The following is a 19,478-nucleotide window of genomic DNA, read 5'->3' on the forward strand; positions in this document are numbered from 1 at the left end:
ATAAGTAATTAGGTGAATATTAGAGTTCTTCTAAGTTGCTATTCATTGAATTTGTTCATTAATTATGAGTGTTCACGATTCGTGAACAAGATAAAAAAGTGAACAAATGAATCAAGCTATCCTCGAAAAAGCACTTGCGAATCTTCCAGCAGAGATCGGTCATGAGACGGAATGGGAGACCTACGTCCCTGATAATAATTTCAGAGTTGATGCCAAAGTAACATTCAACCCACATAGAAAGAAAGCCATTGTCCGAAATGCGGAGATCAAAAAGGAGATTCGTAAACACCATATTCCCCAATTGAAAGAGCTACAGGATAAAATAGGTCCCATAATGTTGGTGGCTGAAAGACTATATCCTAACATAAAGATGCTCTTGAATGAGGCGGGGATTGATTGGATAGATGTGGCCGGAAACATTCATTTAGAAGAAGCGGAAACGCTTATATGGATTGATCGTCATACCACAACTCCCATTCAGCAAAAGAAAAACCGGGCTTTTACCAAAACCGGATTAAAAGTGGTTTTCCTCTTTCTTCATGATGAAACTTGGCTAAATAAAACGTATCGGGAAATAGCTGAGGCAGCGGATGTCGCACTGGGAAACATTAAGCATGTCTTGGATGGGCTGAAAGACCATGAATTTATATATGCCAAAAATAAAGACGTAATTAAGCTAAAAAACAGAGATAAGCTTTTAGATCAATGGATTACAGCCTTTGCGGATGAACTCAAACCTCGTATTCAAAAAGGTCGATATACATTCATGAATAAAGATGTTGAGCAGAACTGGAAGGAATTACCACTAGATGATCATGATATGTGGGGAGGTGAACCGGCAGCTGATCTCTTAACGAATGACCTCAAACCTATGGAGTACACACTCTATACCCAAAAGAATCGGGCTGAGCTCATGAAAAAGTTTAAGCTAGTTCCCGATGAAAATGGTAAAGTTGAAATCAGGGAACCTTACTGGACGGTAGAGAATGGGCTTCCAAATATAGCTCCTCGCATTGTTGTTTATACTGATTTAATGGTTACCGGTGACCCAAGAAATATCAAAATAGCTGAAGAAATTTATGCGGAAGCCCCTACAGATAAAGCTTGAAGATCTGCGGCAAGATCAGCTAAAAGAGCTGCTACAAGTAGTAGAAAAAGTGTTCATACAAAGTGAAGTAGATTTCTATCTGCTTGGAGCTATCGCAAGGGATACCTGGTATGCTAAAGAACAAATTGAGTCTCGGGCTACACGTGATGTTGATTTTGCTGTTTATATATCAGAAAAGGAGAAATATGACGAGGTTTTAGAAGAGCTCATTAACAATCATGGGTTCAATGAAATAAAAGATGTTCCTTTTCGTCTCCAGACACCATTTACTTTTACTATCGATATCATTCCATTTGGTGAAATCAGTATAGATGAGGCCGTTATACCTGATGAGAGCTGGGATAGACCAATTTTTGTGAACGGCTTTGAAGAGATATTCAAGAAAGCAACGATCCAAGTTAAAGACGAAGGTGATAATCTGGAGTTTAAGGTGGCAACGCTTCCAGCCATCCTATTATTAAAATTGATTGCATATGATGATCGTCCTGAAAAGCGGACCCAAGATCCCCAAGACATTGCTCAAATCATTATAAATTATTTTGAAGTTGAAAAGGAGATGATCTGGGAAGAGCATCATGATCTATTTGATGAAGATTCAGATCTGATTGAAATTGGAGTTAGGGTAATAGGTCGTGAAATCAGTGAAATATTGAGTGAAAATAAAACACTGAAAGATCGGGTATTAAACATTTTATCTCTTGAGGATCGGGTCCAAAAAAATATGGCGGAAGCTATGGTAAATGATGATTTGACCTTAGAAAAAGTTGAAGGTTGGTTTACTCTTATAAAAGAGGAAATTGAGGAAGAATAGTTTAATCCATTCGACAAACCTATAGGTTGTTCACTTTTTTATCTTGTTCACGAATCGTGAACATTAGTAATTAGTGAACATATTGTATTACACCCACCTTTATTTTCTTCAAAACAGTTAGAAATCATAAAAAACGTTTAGAATTGGGGCTTTTTTGTCAAAAACGTTTATATCTGAGTGAATTTTTTAATAACGGTTAGGGAGAGCATAGTTTTCTACAAATGGTGGCTTTTTTCAGTACCTGAATGGAGAATAACTGAGAAAACGAACAAGTTACCGAGCAACCTACCGGGCAAGCTGGTGTGGAAGTAAGTGGGGAAGCTACTGGGGAACCTGAGTAGTAGTGCAAAGGGCCATGTTGGGGCCAAGCTAGGGGCCTTGCTAAAGAAAAAGCTTTAATCTAGCTGAAAGACGGTTTTTCTATTTTCGAGAGGGGCCATGCTTTATTCCAAAATCTAAAATATTTGGATCATTAGGTTTTTAATTATCAAGAAGTGAATTCCAATGAAAAACACATATGATTTCTGAAAATCGTATATAAAAAGCCATTTTTATGAAAAACGTATATATGGTCGATTATATGAAAAGCAGATGTTAGAATCTCTGAGTTTGTAAACTATGGCCCTCTTAAAACCCGATAATTAAATTAAAGGGCTCACTAAACCCCGAAAATTAAATAATAGCTTACTTTTTTCGTTACTAACTCCCATTTATTTAAGAAAAACGCAGAAAGGTTTAATAAGGGCGGTTGTTATTTAATTTTTATGTAGTTTTCTTAAATAATATCAGGCAAAAGTCTTAGAGGAATACGTCATGCGATCATTAGTGCTACTATTTTCGATTTTGTTTTTCTTTTCATCCTGTGATGAGTTGCCATTTCTTAGTGCAGGAAGCGGAACTAATGATGCCATGAAGCTTAAAGTGACTGCTGACAACATAGAAGTTATGCAGCATATCGAAGCAGATTTCATCTTCACGAATGTGACCAATAAAAAAGTAGAGTATGGATTCCCATCAAGCTGCCAACATGGATTTAAAGTGAAGAAAGGTGATGAAGTGCTTTTCAACAGTCAGTATGCATATGCATGTTTGACTGTAGTAACTAGCTTTGAATTAGCCCCAGGAGAGAGCAAAACGTTCAAAATTGATTTGAGCAATGGTGGGGACTATGAATACCTTGAGTCCGGGATTTATACCTTAGAAGCTTTTCTGTTAACTGAAGACAGCGACACGGTTTCAACTACTTTTGAAGTTGAGTAGGTTACTGATCTGGAATTCTAAGGAGTTATATGAGTAAACTGGAATAAAACAGCATTCCTGATATCTCATTTATTCTAAAATAATCTACCTATTTACGAAATAGCTCAATTCCTTTAAACTATTCGTGACTAGTAATGTTCAATATTTGAAACTAAATTGCATATAATCGTTTCAAATATGAATAACTATGAAAAATAAACGACCTATTCTGCTACCAAAATATGAGCGTGCGCTAAAGCAGGTTGGTGAACAGTTTAAGCTGGCTCGTCTCCGTCGTAAACTCAGCTATGGAGCAAGTATCGGAACGGGCCAATATCGCTAAATCAACTTTATGGCGTATTGAGAAAGGTGATCCCGGTGTTGCTATGGGAAATTATTATCAGGTCTTGATAGCACTTAGCCTGGATAAAGATATTCTTCAACTGGCAAGTGATGATATTTTTGGAAGAAAACTTCAGGATATAGAACTAATGTCCAAGAAGAAGGGCTAAATGAGAAATAAGGGTTCAAAGTAATACCCCCAAATAATTCTGTGGAGTTATATGAGTAAACCGGAATAAAACAGCATTCCTGACAGCTCATTTATTCCAAAATAAGTCTACTCACAAACAAAATAGCCCAATTCTTTTAAACTATTCTCCAAAAGGGCTTTGTAATTGCAACAAACAGCGATTTGCAATTCGCGAATCACGAATTATTTCAACTATTCCTCAATTCTTTCGAAGTAAAAGCAGTAATCGTTAATTAACGAAATTGGCTATACCTTATATCCTCATTGGTGGTCATTTAAGGTAGAAACGCTCCAAAAAATCAGTAATTAACGAAAATTATTAGCCTAAATGTGGCCTAATTAGGGTGATTTATTTTAGGGAATCAGTAAATAATGATTGGGTGGTCATCATCTAGGCGATATTTCCTTCAAAAAAAAGAAAGAAAAACCTATGCTAAGCTGCTAAACACTGCTAAGTTTTTTAAAAGATAGGCTCGTTTATATAAAAGAAGGGATATAAGCTTTAGCAAAGATTTAAAGAAAATGCTAAGAACTGCTAAAGTGTGCTAGAAATTTTAGCGTCTCTTAGCACCTGTTAGCAGACCTTAGCAGTTAGTTATTTGTAAAGAAATGAGGATTTAATGAGTGTATGAATGGATTTTGGGTCAATCTTAGCAGTTTAGCAGAAAAAGGCATGAATTTGTTTAAACTTTTAAGCGCTTAATCTTCCGGCTCGTTGTTGTTCGTATTCCTTGGCCTTGGCGATGAGCTCCTGAAGCATTCCTTTCTCGTTGAGCTGGTCCACACGAAGCACATAACAGCGCAGATTACTTTCTTTCGGCTCATCAATGGATTTGGTTAGGAAGACCTGCACGCTGTTATTCAAAAAGTAGCTGCTGTTTTGCAGTTTGGCTTCTAAGGTGTTGAGATTTGTTTGGCGGGTAACATCTGACTTCGCATCCTGAAGCGAATACCAAATTCGTTTTGGATGCAGATACAGAACTTCTCCCTGATACACTTTCCCATTGGAATCAGTGAAAGCCTCAAAAGGTTTGTAGCGAAAGTGCCGGTGATCAAGTACAAAGAATCGCCGGTTGAACTCAGAGTTAGGATCTACTTTTTGGGTAGCGTAATGCTCCAGTGTATCAAAAAACTCATGCAGGGGATTGGATTCTTTTTGTAGTGCCTCTTCCTTATGAATGGCTTCATAAATTTCAGTTTTAAGGGCTCCGAATTCATTCGACCAATGTTGTAGGTCGGGGAGAATGTAGGGTACACATTGAATACCGGCCATCACATAGCTCCAGTTGTTCACAGTTCGTCCCTGGAACCCCTGATCGGCGAGGGCTTTTTTGTTGCCATTGAGGAAGTCCATGAAGAAACCGCGCACATTTTCGTAATCTTTGAGCACCAAAGCGGTGAATTCAGAGAATCTGGGGGTTGAGCGCACGACATTAGGTATCATATCCAACTCATTTCGTTTCAAAAATTTGGAATAATTGAGCACAATGAGTCGGGATAACACCGCCGGATCGGTGGGTTTATCGTTTCCGGTCATGACTACACAAGCTTTCATCCGGGTGTCAATGGTTTGATTATCCGTGCTCTTCTTAGCCATCGAGGTTCCAATGCGGTGATACCAGTTCAAGATCGGACTGGTTAAATCCGGAACCTGACTGTTGGTCTCATGATTACGGTAATCATCCAGAAAGAAGGGAAAGGAGGTAGGGAGCGTCATGTTTCGGATCAGTCCCTTGATGGTATTTTGCTTGGACACGGACTGACGGTTTCCATTGCGGTAGCCAAACAATGACATGAACCAGTCCATACTGGAGCTTTTCCCGGTACCACGTTCCCCAAATTTGAACATCAGTGGAAAGGCTCCGTCCTGTTCTTTGATATCACGACTAAATAAACAAGCAATAGCATAACCCAATGTAGCTCTCACGTTAAGTTTTCCGTTAAAAGATTCCCACATCATGAATTTTTCAGCCAGAAAACGAGCGGAGGCAACGTCATCCGTTGGCATTGAAATGATAGGAGGTTGTACCAATTCGCTTCCGGTCGGACAAACCAATAACTGCCTGCCTTTCTGAATTCTGTTTTCTTCATTGGCTGGATAAAACCGTTGCTTGTTAACATCAAAGAGTCCGTTTTCGAAAAGAAATTCTCCGGGTTTATACTCGCCCCAGCTGGTGATCATCTTCACCGTTGGGTACTCCTGATCATTGATCAGAAACTCATGGAAACGATCAAACACATCATTGTTTCCAATAAACTTCACGAAACCCTTGGACACGAGAAAACTGGAGAACCGTGTTTTGGTTGTAAGCTCCTCAAAGGTGGCAATAGTGATGACGTCTTTATCAAGTCGATTGGTAAGCCGGAGTCGGTAACGCACTTCTTTATCGTCCTCAGTTTGTCCGGGTTGATCGATCATATGTTCGATAGCTTCCTGTACAATCACTTCACAGTCCACAATCTTGATTAGTAATTTCAGATACTCCTCACGGTCATCGGGAATATCTTTCTTATACATGAATGGATGCACATAGCAGGCTCCATCCATGTTCCTGATACAGGGAGAGATGTATGACTTTTCCTTCTCTACTAACTGGTCCTCTTTGATCTGAGTAAGTTGTTCATGCAGTTTTTCCGAAGCCTGTAAATTCTCACCAACGGCTTGTAGCTTGCGTTTTGAAGGTGGTTTCTTGCTTTGCTTGCCTTTTCGGAGCGCTTTCGGAATCCACCCGGTTTCTTTGGCAGTGCTGTAGATCGAATCGTTTAAATATTTATCGGGAAACTGTAGTTGGTAGGGGGTTAGATTTGATTCCTCCCAAAATTCATCGAAGTTCTTTGGAAGATTATTTTTGGTCTTAAAGAGCCACTCCCTGGCCAGATCTTTTCCTTCTTCGTCATATACAGCCTTGAGTGCTTTGCAAAGAATGGTTTGATCAAATTGAGCCGGGAGGTAGTAAATGGCATCTTTTAAGTCGGTAGAGTGATGGGATTCAGTGGTTACTGGATATTCTTTTTCCATAGTTTTTTGAAAATGTTTAAAAAAATGGGAGCCATAGTTGAAGACTCCCTTGAGATTAGAGTTCAGACGAGGCTTTTATTTTCTGGCTGATTTCCTGAAGGTCTCTCCAACTATATTGAAATCCACGCTTTGTTTTGATGTATGCAATGCCATGCAATTTCCTAAGTAAAGCCAGATTTGAGTCGCTTATATCAAAGATTCTTTTTGCTTCTTCTTCGCCAATTAAAATGGTAATGTCTGTGTTTATTTGGCTTGCTACCCGAAGACGAGTAATAGGAGCTAACTCAGGTGGACTATCGGTTATGAACCTTTCTATATGTCGAACGAGCAGTTCAGCATCTGATTCGTTCTTTAGACTCTTAACATCTTCGATTCTTTTTACCAATAGAGTTGCATCAAGAGAAACATACCTTTGATCAACTATAGAGGCGTGGAGAGGCCATACAAAAACATATGAGCTTAGTATCTTTTTGCAAATCTCGTCATCACTCATGGTATTATTTTTCATCTTAATACTCTCCCAAGTTGATGAGTGAACGTTCCTGGGTTAATTGAGGTCTTTTAGCTCGACGAATACGTAATGCTTTAGCCGCGTTTTGTAAATCTTGATGAGACCAAAGTCTTCGTCCTCCGATCTTTTCCGGAACGGGGATGGATTTTGCCCGAAGGAGGTTATCCAGGTCGTAGTAGTTAACTTCCTGTTTGAGTTGTTGGGAAAGGTATTCGGCTGCTTCGCCTGATGTTAGGTAATCGTTTAGTCTCATTTGATTTCATATTTAATTAAAGTTTGGAGCGACCAAGTGAATAGAATCACGTTGATCGCTGTACCAAACTTCTGGATAAATCGAAATGAATTTTCCGCTGGAGAGATTATTTCATTAGCGGAGTTGGAACTTTACTTAGAATTAAGATTGATGAGGCTTTCTGTACGAACTCTAGGTACAGGTGTATTATATGCAGGGTTCTCTTTGATGTATAGGTCGTAGGTGATTTTCCTGTAGTAGATTTCCCACATATATTTTAGAAGAGCAGTACTTAGTATATGTTCGCTTTCCCCTAACTTGGCAACATCATATACTGGGTGAATGTTTAATGGTCTGCGAAGTAAATTAAACTCATTTGAGATAAAATCTTGTTCGATATCGAAGAATTGATATTCGGCTAATAACTTACAAAGTTGATTAAGTGTAAATTCAGTATGTACATGTTTAGGTCTTGTGTCATCGCTAGCTGATGTTATCTGAAATCGTGTATTTTCAATACATTGAAATATCATTATTTCGATATATAAAGACATAAGACCTTGTTCAATGGCTATAACCGGAAGAAGTCCTTTAGCTATTTCCGGCCATAATTTGAAGTCAATTTTTTGCAAGTATAACATCCACATGTATTCATATCTATTAGCCAGGACATCTATATATCTTGAAGGATTGATAAATAAATCAGTGGCTTGATGATCTTCTGAAGAAACTTTTAAATAGAAAAATTCCTTGGCAATTTCCGGATTGGTCGGTATTGACAACCATTTATAATCACTAAAAAACCCATTCTTTATTTCAGAGGATAAACAAGCATTGTACTTTAAAATAAATTTCTTAATGATAGTATTGTAACTTTTCAAAGTTTCATCAGAGACATTATCCTTAAGCTCATCAATCAAAAGTTGAATATATGAATAGAATGGTGTTTCACTCTCCTGTATAGAACTAAGAAACTTAATTGGGTTGTTTTCAAACATTGATATGCTTTTCAGAACAGAATTATAAAAAGGGTCATAGAATTCGTTTAGGTAGTGTAGTGTATCATTATCCTTATCAGGATTGTACATGTCGTATCTTGATTGTAATAGACAGTTTTTTTGGGAGTCAACTGAACCGTCGTAAGTCATATAAGGTCGAATAGTATGTATAACCTTGCCCACGGTATCATACACCTTTCGCATCTCTGAAAATTTGTTCCCCAACTCCATACCCTCAAAGTATGCATAGTAAGCTTTCTCACTCATACCAGTGACTTGTTGTATAGCGTCCTTTATGTGGTTATAGCCGTCGCCTCGTTTGGAAGTGTAGGTGATGCCCTCCGATTTAATAGTGGTCTCGTTATTGCTCAGAAATTTGAGAAGATCAGCGAGTCTTTTCTCATGTAGTCCGGCCTGCTCAGGTTTTTTAGACTGTTTTTTGCTCATTCATTGAAATTATTGGGTAAAAAAGGGGGAATAGTTACCAGATAGTTACCAAAAACCCTGAATTTACTGGGGTTGAAAAAAAGTCGGGGATGATAGGCAAAACCTAAGAAAAGTGGAAAAGAACTTTGACGAAGTAGTAAGTAAAACCTTATATTTAAGTCTGTTTTTAAAAACAGCAGAACGAAACCGTTCTTTAACATAATGAGCAGTGCAATTCGTTACCTCGGAGTTACCAGGTAGTTACCAAAACTTGGTCAAAAAGGGGTGAATTAGTACGATTTACGTTCTAATTGCGAAAATTGAAATCTGCTGTAAGTCACTGAAATAAAGTGATTTAAACTTATGCCGTGGTAGCTCAGATGGTTAGAGCGCACGACTCATAATCGTGAGGTCGACGGTTCAATTCCGTCCCACGGTACAAAAAATAAATCAAGCCTGATTCGTAAGCGAGTCAGGCTTTTTTATTTTCTAATAAGATTGTGAATCTTCATATTAGACTTTCTTATTAACTATATAACTCCCGGGATGAAAAAATCTGAACAATACGAAATGGCGCTGCTGGCTGAAAAGGCGTTGGGGAAAGCCGAGGCAAAGTATGCCGAGCTGATGTATGAGCTTAAGCAGGAAGAGGAATATAAGGCAAGTAACCTTGCTGTTTCTGTTCATGATTCCATTCGAAATCTATCCCGTAAAGTGGAAGCCTACCTGAAAGATCAGATCTCAATCGATAAGCTGATTGATGAATTCGTGTTTGAGTACGATATCATCGACGGGGAGATGGAAATCGAAAAAGAAGCTTCTCCCAGGATAAAACGCCTTGCCAAACGGCTGCTTTCCAGCTACGAAGATTTTATCATTAAGGTAGGTGGGAAAAGAAAGCTCAAAAAGCTGGAAAACACCGAAGTGCTTGCCTATCCCAAAAAATCAAAGCGGAAAGCGTACCTGTTTTGGCTGGTTGGGTTTTTCGGCATCCTTGGCTTCCACCGTTTTTACCTGGGGCGAACCGGAACCGGTATCGGGTGGCTGCTTACCGGAGGGTTGATGGGCTTTGGCGCACTTTATGATCTGTTTGCTCTATCAAAAATGGTGGAGGAGCAGAATATGTATAATGAACTGCGATCTGCCAAATTGAAGCAACTGGCAGGAGAATAACAGCATTTCAGGAAAATTCAGACACAAAAAAAGCTGACGCCAAATCAATGGTCGTCAGCTAATATCATCTACAGACGGCTATTACCCCATTTGCACTATAAACATACATTTAAGCAGGAAACCCGTCAATGGAGGGATTTACGTAATTTTTCTACGTAGAAACACGTACGTGCCGAACATTGAACATTGATTAAAGAACATTGAATCTTGAAGTTAGGTGATCAATTCTGATTTCAATGTTGAGTGTTCACTATTGACTATTCAATGTACTATAAAAGTGCTTGTTCATTCTCCATCGCAAAGCGGACCAAAGCGGCTGTATTTTTCAGCTTTAATTTCTTCAGTAAATTTGTCCGGTGCTTTTCAACGGTGCGGGGACTGATGTAAAGCTTGGATGCAATTTCGGTGCTGGTGAGTCCTTCCGTGAGAAGTCCCAATATCTCCCGTTCGCGATTGGTAATGGATTTAATAGGATCGCCTGGACGTTTCTTTTTCTTGGCCAAGCGGATGTACTCCTCGGTCATCATTCGGGAGAATTGTTTACCAAGAAAACGTTCGCCTTCCGAGACTTTCTCTGCTGCATCTATCAGTTCAAGGTGATGGGCCGATTTATGAATCAGGCCAAAGGCACCGGAATCCAAAAATTCGTTGAGGGTCTTTTGATCGGTGTCGTCGGCAAGCAGCAGGATGTTGGCATCCGGGTTTTTTGAGATAATCTTCCGGGCGATGATAATGCCTTCCATCTCAGGCATGGAAAAAGAAAGGATACATAATTGGGGCTTCACGCTCTCGAAAGCAGTAAGCACAAGAGCGCCATTGTCAATCTCGCTGCAAATATTAAATGCACCGTGATCTCGCAAAATGGAGCTCAGTCCATACCTGAAAATTTCGTTGCCGTCCGCAACAATTGTATCAATTTTAGACATTTTACCTCCCCAGGCAGAATGGTTTTTTCTCCGACCCACGCGGAGAAAGGACAGATAATGTAGGTAAAAATGAGGGAAGTTCGCCAATTAAAATTTTTAGGCGGGTTTTGTTGGCCTATTTATCCTTCATTTAATCAAGTTCCATAATATCCAGCTGTTGATACCGGATTTCACTGTCCACAGTACCGTTCGAATCCAATTGGTGGAAACCAGCTTTTTGATGGCGCTATCATCTTTGCTTTTTTCGAGTTCTGAATGAGCCGGAACGGAAAATAGTCCGGTAGCTGCCCAGATCAGGACTACGATATAGAAGCCGACCGCGTTCAGTGACAACCAGCCATCGATCCAGGCAAGGCCAAAGGAGGAGGTGATTTCAGCTACCATAACCGGGATCACAATCTTGTCGATGCTGTGTACATGATGATGTTGAAAGGCCGGGAAATTATCGGTTCCCACAAAATGAAAAGATGGGTAGTGAACCAATTGAACCGTCCAGATGAGTCCCGCCATAAAGAAGGAGGAAAAGGTGTTAATCAAAAAAATCAGTTCATATGACATTGGAGTAAGCGATTCGTTTACATTATGTGTATTTTCAGCGCCTCATAAACCAAAAGTTTTTCACTTACGATTCATCGAAACGAATGACCCTTAAAAGAACACATACCTGCGGAGAACTTACCGCAAAAAATATTGGCGACGAAGTAATTTTAAACGGATGGGTTGGCCCGCGCCGCGATTTAGGCGGTGTAATTTTTATTGATTTGAGAGACCGCTATGGCGTAACCCAGGTTGTTTTTACTGAAGATGACGATCAGCTGCATGAAAAAGCGGAGCAGCTTCGATCCGAATATGTGATTGGGATTAAAGGGAAAGTTATTACGCGGGGTGAGGGGAACATCAACCCGAAACTGCCAACCGGTGAAATTGAGATTGAAGCTTCTGAGCTGGTGATCTATTCGGAGGCCGAGACCACCCCGTTCGAGATCAAAGATGACATCAAGACCAACGAAGATACACGCCTTAAGTACCGGTACCTGGATTTACGCCGCCCGGAAGTACAGCAAAAGCTGATGCTGCGCTCTAAATTCTATCAGTCGGTGCGTTCTTTTTATCACGAGTGTGATTTTGCTGAAGTGGAAACCCCTGTTTTGATGCGCAGTACCCCGGAAGGCGCCCGCGACTATTTGGTGCCCAGCCGAGTAAATCCCGGTAAGTTTTTTGCCCTGCCTCAGAGTCCGCAGACCTATAAGCAGCTGCTGATGGTTTCCGGTTATGACCGGTATTTTCAGATTGTGAAGTGTTTCCGGGATGAGGACTTGCGTGCCGATCGTCAGCCTGAGTTTACCCAGATTGATGTGGAGATGAGCTTTGTGGATGAGGAGGATATCTACAGCCACCATGAGCAATTAATGAAAAAGGTATTCAAAGAAACTATTGGGGCAGAGATAGAGACGCCTTTTCCGCGAATGACCTATAACGAGGCTATGAACACCTATGGCAGCGATAAGCCGGACACCCGGTTTGGACTGGAGTTCGCCGATTTTTCTGAGATTGTGAAAGATGCTGAGTTCAAAGTGTTTTCCGGAACCGTAAAAAACGGCGGTGGCGTGGTTGGTATTACCGTGCCCGGACAAGGAGATATGGGCCGAGGAGCCATTGACCGACTCACCGATCGTGTGAAAGAGGAAACCGGTGCCGGAGGGCTGATCTACATCAAGATGCAGGAAGACGGTCCACTTTGCAGCGTAGCGAAATTCCTGACGGATGAAATTGTAGAGCAGATGGTGGAAGAAGCAGGAGCCGGGCAAGGGGATCTTGTGTTAATTCTTGCCGGACCGAAGCCGGATGTGCTCAAACAACTGGGCCAGCTTCGCCTGATGATGGGCAAAGAGTTTAACCTGATTGATGAATCAAAGTACAACTTCCTGTGGGTAACGGAATTTCCACTGCTGGAGTGGGATGAAGAGACTCGCCGCTACCACGCCATGCATCATCCGTTCACTTCTCCAAAAGCGGAAGATGTGGAGCTGATGGATTCTGATCCGGCTAAAGTACGAGCCCGAGCCTACGATCTGGTATTGAATGGGAATGAAATTGGCGGCGGATCGATTAGGATTCATGACCAAAAAATGCAGAGCAGAATGTTTGAGCTGCTGGGAATTGGCGACAAAGAAGCCCGGGAGAAATTCGGTTTCCTGCTGGATGCCTTTAAATACGGTGCACCACCACACGGCGGAATTGCTTTTGGCGTAGATCGTATTGTGATGTTGCTGACCGGCGCGAAGAGCCTCCGTGATGTAATCGCTTTCCCGAAAAACCAGAAAGCGCAAAGTATGATGGATAATTCACCGGATGTGGTGGACGAAGATCAGCTTGATGAACTGCATATTTCCATTAAGAAAAATATTAAGGACCAACTATTGTGAAAACCGCTGGAATTGATGGCTGTAAAGCAGGCTGGATCCTCATCACTTTTGATGAAGGGGAAGAAAAATACGAGGTACTTCGTGACCGGGAAGCACTGAAAGAAGCTTTTGAAACCTATGATCGGGTTTTCATCGATATGCCGATTGGCCTTGAAGATGAAGATTATACCCGGGAAGCCGATGCCCTGCTTCGGAAAAAACTAGGGGGCGAATATGCATCCAGTGTATTCAGTCCGCCTATACGTCCGGCATTAACTGCTCCTTCGTATGTGGAAGCCAATATGATCAGCCATGAATACACCGATAAAAAGCTGACCCTGCAGGCCTGGAACATCACTCCGAAAATTCAAATGGTGGATGAGCTGCTTAGGGCAGATAAAGAGTTGGTGGATAAGGTGTTGGAAGCTCACCCGGAGCTGCTGTTTCAGAAGTTAAACGGCGGGATGATTTATCAGAAGAAGAACCTGAAGAAGGGGATTAAGCATCGGTTAAAGCTTATCGAAGACCGGGAGCCTATAGCTGAGGACTTTTTCCGTGATATCAAGGAAGATTTCCGGCGCAATGAAGTGGAAGAAGACGATATTGTGGATGCTATGGTGCTCGCCTACTGCGCCAAGATTTCGGAGGAAGAAGGCATCAAAACACTGCCCGAGGAATTTGAACACGATTCCGAAGGCATGCGCAAAGCGGTACACTACGTGTAGAACATCCAATAAGGAACACCTAACTTTAAACTTTTAAGTTCGGCGTTCTGAAAATCAAACACTCAGTTGAATGTTCATCATTCGATGTTCCATGTTGGATGTTCTAATCTTTGCTTTTGAGGATTTTCTTGTACTTCACCCCCGCTTTGTACACGCGGTTGATTCCGTTGAAAGCAGCAATTCGATAAGCTTCACTGTAAGTCGGGTAGTTCAAAACGTGATTTATAAAGTATCGGATATCTCCGCCTAACGACATAACCGCTTGCCCGAGGTGAATCAGGTCGCTGGCACGCTCCCCTAAAATGTGAATTCCCACCAGTTTTAAGGTCTCGGTTTCAAAAACCAGTTTTAACAATCCATCCTGCTGGTTACTGATATCTCCCTGGGTAATATTTTTGTAATAAGCTCTTCCAACCGTTACATCCAGTCCTTCTGCTTTTGCTTCTTTTTCGGTGAGGCCAATGCTGGCAATTTCGGGAATCGAATAAATTGCTTGTGGAATCTCGGGGGGCACATCCAGCGCTTCAATGCCAAACATACGGCAAGAGGCAATCCGGCCTTCTGAAAAGGCAGAAGAGGCCATTGCGGGAAATCCTTTAACATCGCCGCCGGCATAGATATTAGGCACCGAAGATTGATTATCGTTGTTAACAATTACATACCCTTCCTCATCAAGTTCTACGCCTACTTCTCCAAGACCGAGGTTGTCGGTATTGGGAACTTTACCTCCAAGATAAAGCACGTGTTCAGTTTCGATTACTCTGTCACGGCCGCCTTCATTATCATTTCGCAGGTTGTATTTAACCTCGGTAGTGTTTCGAAGGGCGTTGGGGTTGATTTCAATATTCTCAGCATTTGAGAAAACTTCAATTTTCTGCGTTTCTAAAATTTGCTGGAGCTGTTCAGAGATCTCATTATCTAAAAAGGGGAGAAAACTGTCCTTTTCGTTTAGGATCGAAACCCGGCTTCCCAGGTTAGAAAATGTAGTGGCATATTCGAGCGCCCGAACTCCAGACCCCACAACAACCAGCCGGCGGGGAATATGAGAAAGCGTAAGGATGGAGGTATAGTCAAACACCTTGTCATGATCCAGGTCAAAGCCTGTTGGTTTTACAGGTTTGCTGCCGGTTGCAACCAATATATACTCGGCCGAATATGTTTTTTTGGTTCCATCGGTGGTTTCAACTTCCACTTCATGCTCGCTATTCAGCTTGCCGTGTCCACGAACAGTATCAATTTCATTTTTATCAAAATCGGTTTTAACCTTCGTATTCTTGCTTTCCAGAATCTGGTTTTTGTACATCAGCAGGTCGGCCATCTGGTGGTGCTGGTAGGCTTTTTCTTTGGCCAGGTCTTTAAACTGATTTTGAAAGCGCTGGATGATGCGCGCTGTTTCGCGGAGGGCTTTGCTCGGGATAGTGCCGGAGTTGATCCAGGTTCCCCCAAAAGAATCTTCGTTGGCTTCAATTACCAACACTTTTTTGTCGAACTTAGAGCTCTGCATAGCGCAGGAAAAACCGGCGGGTCCGCTACCAATAACAATAACGTCGTAATCGTACTTCATAAATAAACTGAGTGAGTGTGTGAACCCCAAAGATACTTCAATTTTAAGAGGATTTCAGAGCTACATTTACTCATAGTGTTAACATATCTAAAAGATAGATTGTTTAGATGGAGGCAGGAACGAATTTTAGCGGGGTATTGCTTATGTTTGGGAACGATAAATTAAAGGCGCACAAGTTGTAAGCGTCCATTAAATCAGAATTTAATTTGGAGGTAAAAATGGCTTATTCTCTACCCGATCTCCCATACGATTACGATGCACTTGAACCCAATGTGGATGCACGTACTATGGAGATCCATCACACCAAACACCATCAGGGTTACACGAACAAAGTAAATGCAGCCCTTGAAGGTCACGACTTTGCGGATCTTGATATCGAAGAAGTATTACGCAGAATCGATGAAGTACCTGCCGATAAGAAACAAGCTGTAATCAATAACGGTGGCGGATATGCTAACCACAAACTGTTCTGGACTATTCTTTCTCCAAACGGTGGCGGAGAACCGGAAGGTGATTTAGCGGATGCTATCAATGATACTTATGGCAGTTTTGAGAAATTTAAAGAAGAGTTTTCAAATGCAGCCGGTTCTCGTTTCGGATCCGGATGGGCGTGGTTGTCAGTTGACGGCAATGGCAATCTTCACGTGCATTCTACAGCAAACCAAGACAGCCCGCTAATGAAAGGATTTACTCCTATTCTCGGACTGGATGTTTGGGAGCACGCATATTATTTGAATTATCAGAACCGACGTCCCGATTACGTTTCCGCTTTCTGGAATGTGATTAACTGGGATCAGGTTGCTGAAAATTACAAAGCCGCTAAGTAAATACGGCAATCGACTATTGATGAGCGACGGTGGGCGACTTCAGCTCACCGTCGTTTCTTTTTTAGATAGCTGATGTTGATGCGATTCATCAGAATTTGCGATACGCCGGCTTGCAAAATTAATACAGAGAGTTTGTATATTTAAGTTAATTAAAAAAAGAAAGAGGTAATGTTATGCAATTTGGATTTGGCGTAGGCCCCGATACTTCCTGGATGCGAGAAGAACTCACCCAATTTGGGGTAGAGGAATTAAAGACGACTGAAGATGTAGATCGTGCAATGAATGAATATAAAGGCACGATGCTATTAGCCATCAATTCTGTTTGTGGATGTGCGGCAGGTAATGCCCGTCCTGGACTTGGAATTGCCCTGGAGCAATCGGAAGTAAAACCGGATCATATGGTAACGGTATTTGCCGGTCAGGATAAAGAAGCCACGGCTCATGCCCGCGATTACTTTTCCGAGTACCCACCATCTTCTCCGGCATTTGCCTATTTCGTAGATGGAGAAATCAAAGCTATGATTCCCCGTCACCGAATTGAAGGCCGTACAAAAGATGAAGTAGCGGCCGACCTGAAGATGGTTTTCGAAGCATTTTCGAAGGAAAACAGAGAAAAAGCTGAGAAAGAGTAACCAATCTTTTTCACAAACTAAGTTTTTGAAAGCCGGCTCAAAATGCCGGCTTTTTTTATGTGACGAAAATACGATTCGGTAAATCTTGCGGGTAAGAAGGTATAAAAACAACGGTTTTTGCCGGTAGTAGTCTTTTTGAGAAGGATATAGTACATTTTGGAAACAAATCGGATGGCTATGAACGGCGAAATTTCCAAGAAAGCTATTATTGTAGAAGATAATCTCATTCTTTCGCTTCTGTATGAGAATTATCTCAAAGAAATGGTTTTTAAAACCGTGGGGGAAATCACCAGCGGTGAAAAAGCCGTGGAGCTTGTCAAAAAATATACGCCGGATGTAGTGATTATGGATATCATGCTGGATGGAAAAATTGATGGAGTTGAAGCTGCTGCTGAGATCCGTAAATTTTCATCGGCACCCATTGTTTTTATTACAGCGAATACAGATCCAGCTCATTTAAAAAGAGCCGAAAATATTACTAATTCCAAGTTTCTGCGAAAGCCTATCTCCGAAGATAAACTCAAGAAAGCAGTGAACTATCTCTTGTCGGGTAAACCCAAGGTTTAGAGATTACTTGTTGGCCCCAAAATCGATTTCCTCACCATCTTTAAAAATCCGGGTTCCTTCCGCACTTTTCTTTTCTCCGTCCGGACCGAATTGATACACCGCTGAAGCCAGCTCTTCTTCGGAACGGTCTTCACCTGCTTTTCTGGGCTCGTCTTTATAGAAGCTGTCCATGTGCAGTGTTTGTGTTGGGAAGGCGAATTCCACACCTAATTCCTTAGCGAGCTTCAGAACTTCGAGGAAGAAATTATGACGCTGCTGCAGTTCGGTACTCCAGTCGGGGACATCAAAAAACACATACACCAATACGTCCAGTGAATGCGCCCCAAAGGAGTTGAAATGAACTTCGTACATGTCCTGCCGGAAATGCTTGTTGGCCTTAACAATGGCTTTGATGCCTTCCACAAAAGCCTCCATTTGTTCGGGTGTGGTGGAGTAAGTCAGGTTCAGGGCGGTTTTCAGCCGGCGGTATTGGCGCAGGCCAAGATTGTCGATGTCGGTATTGGCGAGATTTGAATTCGGTACGCTCACCAGCGAGTTGTAAAAGGTGCGAACACGGGTTGAACGAAAGCCGACTTCCTCCACGGTTCCTTCAACATCCCCAACTTTAATCCAGTCACCCATTTTAAAGGGACGGTCGAGCAGGATGGTGACCGACCCAAAGAAATTGGCCAGCGTTTCCCGGGCGGCTAACGCTACGGCCAAACCACCAATTCCCAGGCCGGCAATGAGCGAGGCCACGTTATATCCATTATTTTGAAGGATGGCGATGACGCCCATCAGTACCACAAAAAAGCGCAGGGTTTTTCGGATGAGCGGAACCAGTTGATCATCGAGCTGGGTTTCGGTTTTTGAGGTGAGTACGCTCAGGTATTGCGAAAATACGTCGGCCAGGTTATAAAGCAGCCAAACCACGCCGACCGATACGACGATTTCGAGGATAGCGGAGAGGTAATAACTGATGTTCACCGAAAACTGCAGATTGGAATAGGTGAGCAGGAAAAAGATCATCAGAAAAATAAAAGCAGCCGGCTTCTCAATACTGTTGATGAGGTCGTCATCCCAGGTGAACTTTGTTTTTTGGGCCAGTCGTTTAACGTAATTGTCGAGGATGAAGCCGAAGACTTTCATCAGAATAAGACCGGTAAGCAGCCAGATAAACACCGCGATATACTGCCAGATTTCGATGCCCAGCCACTCGTTGTGTGCCCAGTTGGGAAGGTTATCGGTAATCAGGGTTACATATCCCGAAAAAGTATCATCGTATAATTCAGGTATGCGATTGATGGTGGCTTCTGAAAACACCCACTGGTTTTGGTCTGATTTTATCAGGTACACTTCGGGTAATGAGGAGAACAAAATATACTGCTGAAGCCCTGAGAGGCTGTCGGTGTAGTTGGGGTTTGCGGGAATTTGATCATAGTCTATAAGCAGGCCACGGGCATCCAGTACCTTTAAAAGTTCGCTGGCCAGTTGCAGTTTTTGTGCTTCCCCGGCATCTGAAAGCTTCATGGTTTTTATAACAAAATCCGGATTTTTATGACCGCTTTGCTGCCAGTGCAGGAAGGTGTGAACAGCTCTCCTTGGGTTAGCCAGCAGGTCTTCGTCTCTGGGCTGTGGCTGATTCTGAAAGGCAGAAAGGTCAGGAATAATAAATAGCATTGCTGCAAACAGCAGGAAACCGAATCTCAATTGGGCGAACATAACGTACTTTATTGATTTATGATAAGTGCCCAAATCTAAGAAATGTGAAGCTTGTAGTGAAAAGAGATAAGCAGAAATAAAA

17 protein-coding genes, 1 tRNA gene and 1 pseudogene are annotated in these 19,478 nt (G+C 41.9%); 11 read left to right on the forward strand and 8 right to left on the reverse strand.

All coding sequences use genetic code 11. The annotated features are described in order from the left end of the window. The first annotated feature begins 106 nt into the window (after nt 1-106). The 4 genes and pseudogenes from JJ941_RS11330 to JJ941_RS11350 all read left to right on the forward strand — a co-directional run bounded on the left by JJ941_RS11330 (nt 107) and on the right by JJ941_RS11350 (nt 3,670). A complete protein-coding gene (locus JJ941_RS11330; RefSeq protein ID WP_290965196.1) occupies nt 107-1,108 on the forward strand; it encodes a type IV toxin-antitoxin system AbiEi family antitoxin in 1,002 nt (333 codons plus the stop codon). Continuing rightward, nucleotides 1,080-1,919, forward strand: coding sequence for a nucleotidyl transferase AbiEii/AbiGii toxin family protein (locus tag JJ941_RS11335; RefSeq protein ID WP_290965198.1), 840 nt, complete (start codon nt 1,080-1,082; stop codon nt 1,917-1,919). The genes JJ941_RS11330 and JJ941_RS11335 overlap by 29 nt, the downstream gene beginning before the upstream one ends. 813 nt (nt 1,920-2,732) lie before the next feature. After that, entirely contained in the window at nt 2,733-3,179 is a 447-nt protein-coding gene (locus JJ941_RS11340; protein WP_290965201.1) for a BsuPI-related putative proteinase inhibitor, read from the forward strand. 187 nt (nt 3,180-3,366) lie between these two features. Further along, nucleotides 3,367-3,670 (forward strand): annotated as a pseudogene (locus JJ941_RS11350) (helix-turn-helix domain-containing protein). A gap of 711 nt (nt 3,671-4,381) precedes the next feature. Here JJ941_RS11350 and JJ941_RS11355 read toward each other — a convergent pair. The 4 genes from JJ941_RS11355 to JJ941_RS11370 all read right to left on the reverse strand — a co-directional run bounded on the left by JJ941_RS11355 (nt 4,382) and on the right by JJ941_RS11370 (nt 8,897). Continuing rightward, nucleotides 4,382-6,709, reverse strand: coding sequence for a hypothetical protein (locus JJ941_RS11355; protein WP_290965206.1), 2,328 nt, complete (start codon nt 6,707-6,709; stop codon nt 4,382-4,384). Nucleotides 6,710-6,764: 55 nt separating this feature from the next. After that, nucleotides 6,765-7,202: a hypothetical protein gene (locus tag JJ941_RS11360; RefSeq protein ID WP_290965209.1), complete on the reverse strand. Its 438-nt coding sequence runs from the start codon at nt 7,200-7,202 to the stop codon at nt 6,765-6,767. 16 nt (nt 7,203-7,218) lie between these two features. Continuing rightward, nucleotides 7,219-7,473 (reverse strand): hypothetical protein, encoded by a 255-nt coding sequence (locus tag JJ941_RS11365; RefSeq protein WP_290965211.1) that lies wholly within the window; start codon nt 7,471-7,473, stop codon nt 7,219-7,221. A gap of 131 nt (nt 7,474-7,604) precedes the next feature. Next, complete coding sequence (locus JJ941_RS11370) at nt 7,605-8,897, reverse strand: hypothetical protein (RefSeq protein ID WP_290965213.1); 1,293 nt, start codon at nt 8,895-8,897, stop codon at nt 7,605-7,607. A 344-nt stretch (nt 8,898-9,241) separates the two neighbouring features. On the opposite strand from JJ941_RS11370, the gene JJ941_RS11375 reads away from it, so the two are divergent. Next, nucleotides 9,242-9,315 (forward strand) — tRNA-Met (locus JJ941_RS11375). A gap of 107 nt (nt 9,316-9,422) precedes the next feature. After that, the gene (locus JJ941_RS11380) at nt 9,423-10,049 is read left to right on the forward strand and encodes a TM2 domain-containing protein (protein ID WP_290965215.1); all 627 of its coding nucleotides are present in this window, start codon (nt 9,423-9,425) and stop codon (nt 10,047-10,049) included. A 269-nt stretch (nt 10,050-10,318) separates the two neighbouring features. Here the strand turns inward: JJ941_RS11380 and JJ941_RS11385 are convergent, their stop codons facing one another. Further along, complete coding sequence (locus JJ941_RS11385; protein WP_290965217.1) at nt 10,319-10,975, reverse strand: response regulator transcription factor; 657 nt, start codon at nt 10,973-10,975, stop codon at nt 10,319-10,321. Between the two features lie 126 nt (nt 10,976-11,101). Continuing rightward, nucleotides 11,102-11,533 carry a hypothetical protein gene (locus JJ941_RS11390; protein WP_290965220.1) on the reverse strand — a complete coding sequence of 144 codons (432 nt, stop codon included), beginning with the start codon at nt 11,531-11,533 and terminating at the stop codon, nt 11,102-11,104. An 83-nt stretch (nt 11,534-11,616) separates the two neighbouring features. On the opposite strand from JJ941_RS11390, the gene aspS reads away from it, so the two are divergent. Together aspS and JJ941_RS11400 are read left to right on the forward strand one after the other, a co-directional pair. Beyond that, nucleotides 11,617-13,401, forward strand: coding sequence for an aspartate--tRNA ligase (gene aspS, locus JJ941_RS11395; RefSeq protein WP_290965222.1), 1,785 nt, complete (start codon nt 11,617-11,619; stop codon nt 13,399-13,401). Continuing rightward, the gene (locus JJ941_RS11400; RefSeq protein WP_290965224.1) at nt 13,398-14,105 is read left to right on the forward strand and encodes a DUF429 domain-containing protein; all 708 of its coding nucleotides are present in this window, start codon (nt 13,398-13,400) and stop codon (nt 14,103-14,105) included. Before aspS ends, JJ941_RS11400 begins: the two co-directional genes overlap by 4 nt. 103 nt (nt 14,106-14,208) lie before the next feature. Here the strand turns inward: JJ941_RS11400 and sthA are convergent, their stop codons facing one another. Continuing rightward, complete coding sequence (gene sthA, locus JJ941_RS11405) at nt 14,209-15,669, reverse strand: Si-specific NAD(P)(+) transhydrogenase (RefSeq protein ID WP_290965225.1); 1,461 nt, start codon at nt 15,667-15,669, stop codon at nt 14,209-14,211. A gap of 218 nt (nt 15,670-15,887) precedes the next feature. Between sthA and JJ941_RS11410 the strand changes: the two genes are divergently transcribed. From JJ941_RS11410 to JJ941_RS11420, 3 genes are all read left to right on the forward strand, one after another. Further along, entirely contained in the window at nt 15,888-16,496 is a 609-nt protein-coding gene (locus JJ941_RS11410) for a superoxide dismutase (RefSeq protein ID WP_290965227.1), read from the forward strand. 173 nt (nt 16,497-16,669) lie between these two features. Beyond that, nucleotides 16,670-17,128 (forward strand): BrxA/BrxB family bacilliredoxin, encoded by a 459-nt coding sequence (locus JJ941_RS11415; protein ID WP_255134628.1) that lies wholly within the window; start codon nt 16,670-16,672, stop codon nt 17,126-17,128. A 156-nt stretch (nt 17,129-17,284) separates the two neighbouring features. Beyond that, complete coding sequence (locus JJ941_RS11420) at nt 17,285-17,695, forward strand: response regulator (RefSeq protein WP_290965229.1); 411 nt, start codon at nt 17,285-17,287, stop codon at nt 17,693-17,695. Nucleotides 17,696-17,698: 3 nt separating this feature from the next. Here JJ941_RS11420 and JJ941_RS11425 read toward each other — a convergent pair whose 3' ends face one another. Then, a complete protein-coding gene (locus JJ941_RS11425) occupies nt 17,699-19,354 on the reverse strand; it encodes a mechanosensitive ion channel family protein (RefSeq protein ID WP_290965232.1) in 1,656 nt (551 codons plus the stop codon). Between the last annotated feature and the right edge of the window lie 124 nt (nt 19,355-19,478).

It is taken from the genome of Gracilimonas sp. (assembly GCF_017641085.1).
Classification (GTDB): domain Bacteria; phylum Bacteroidota; class Rhodothermia; order Balneolales; family Balneolaceae; genus Gracilimonas.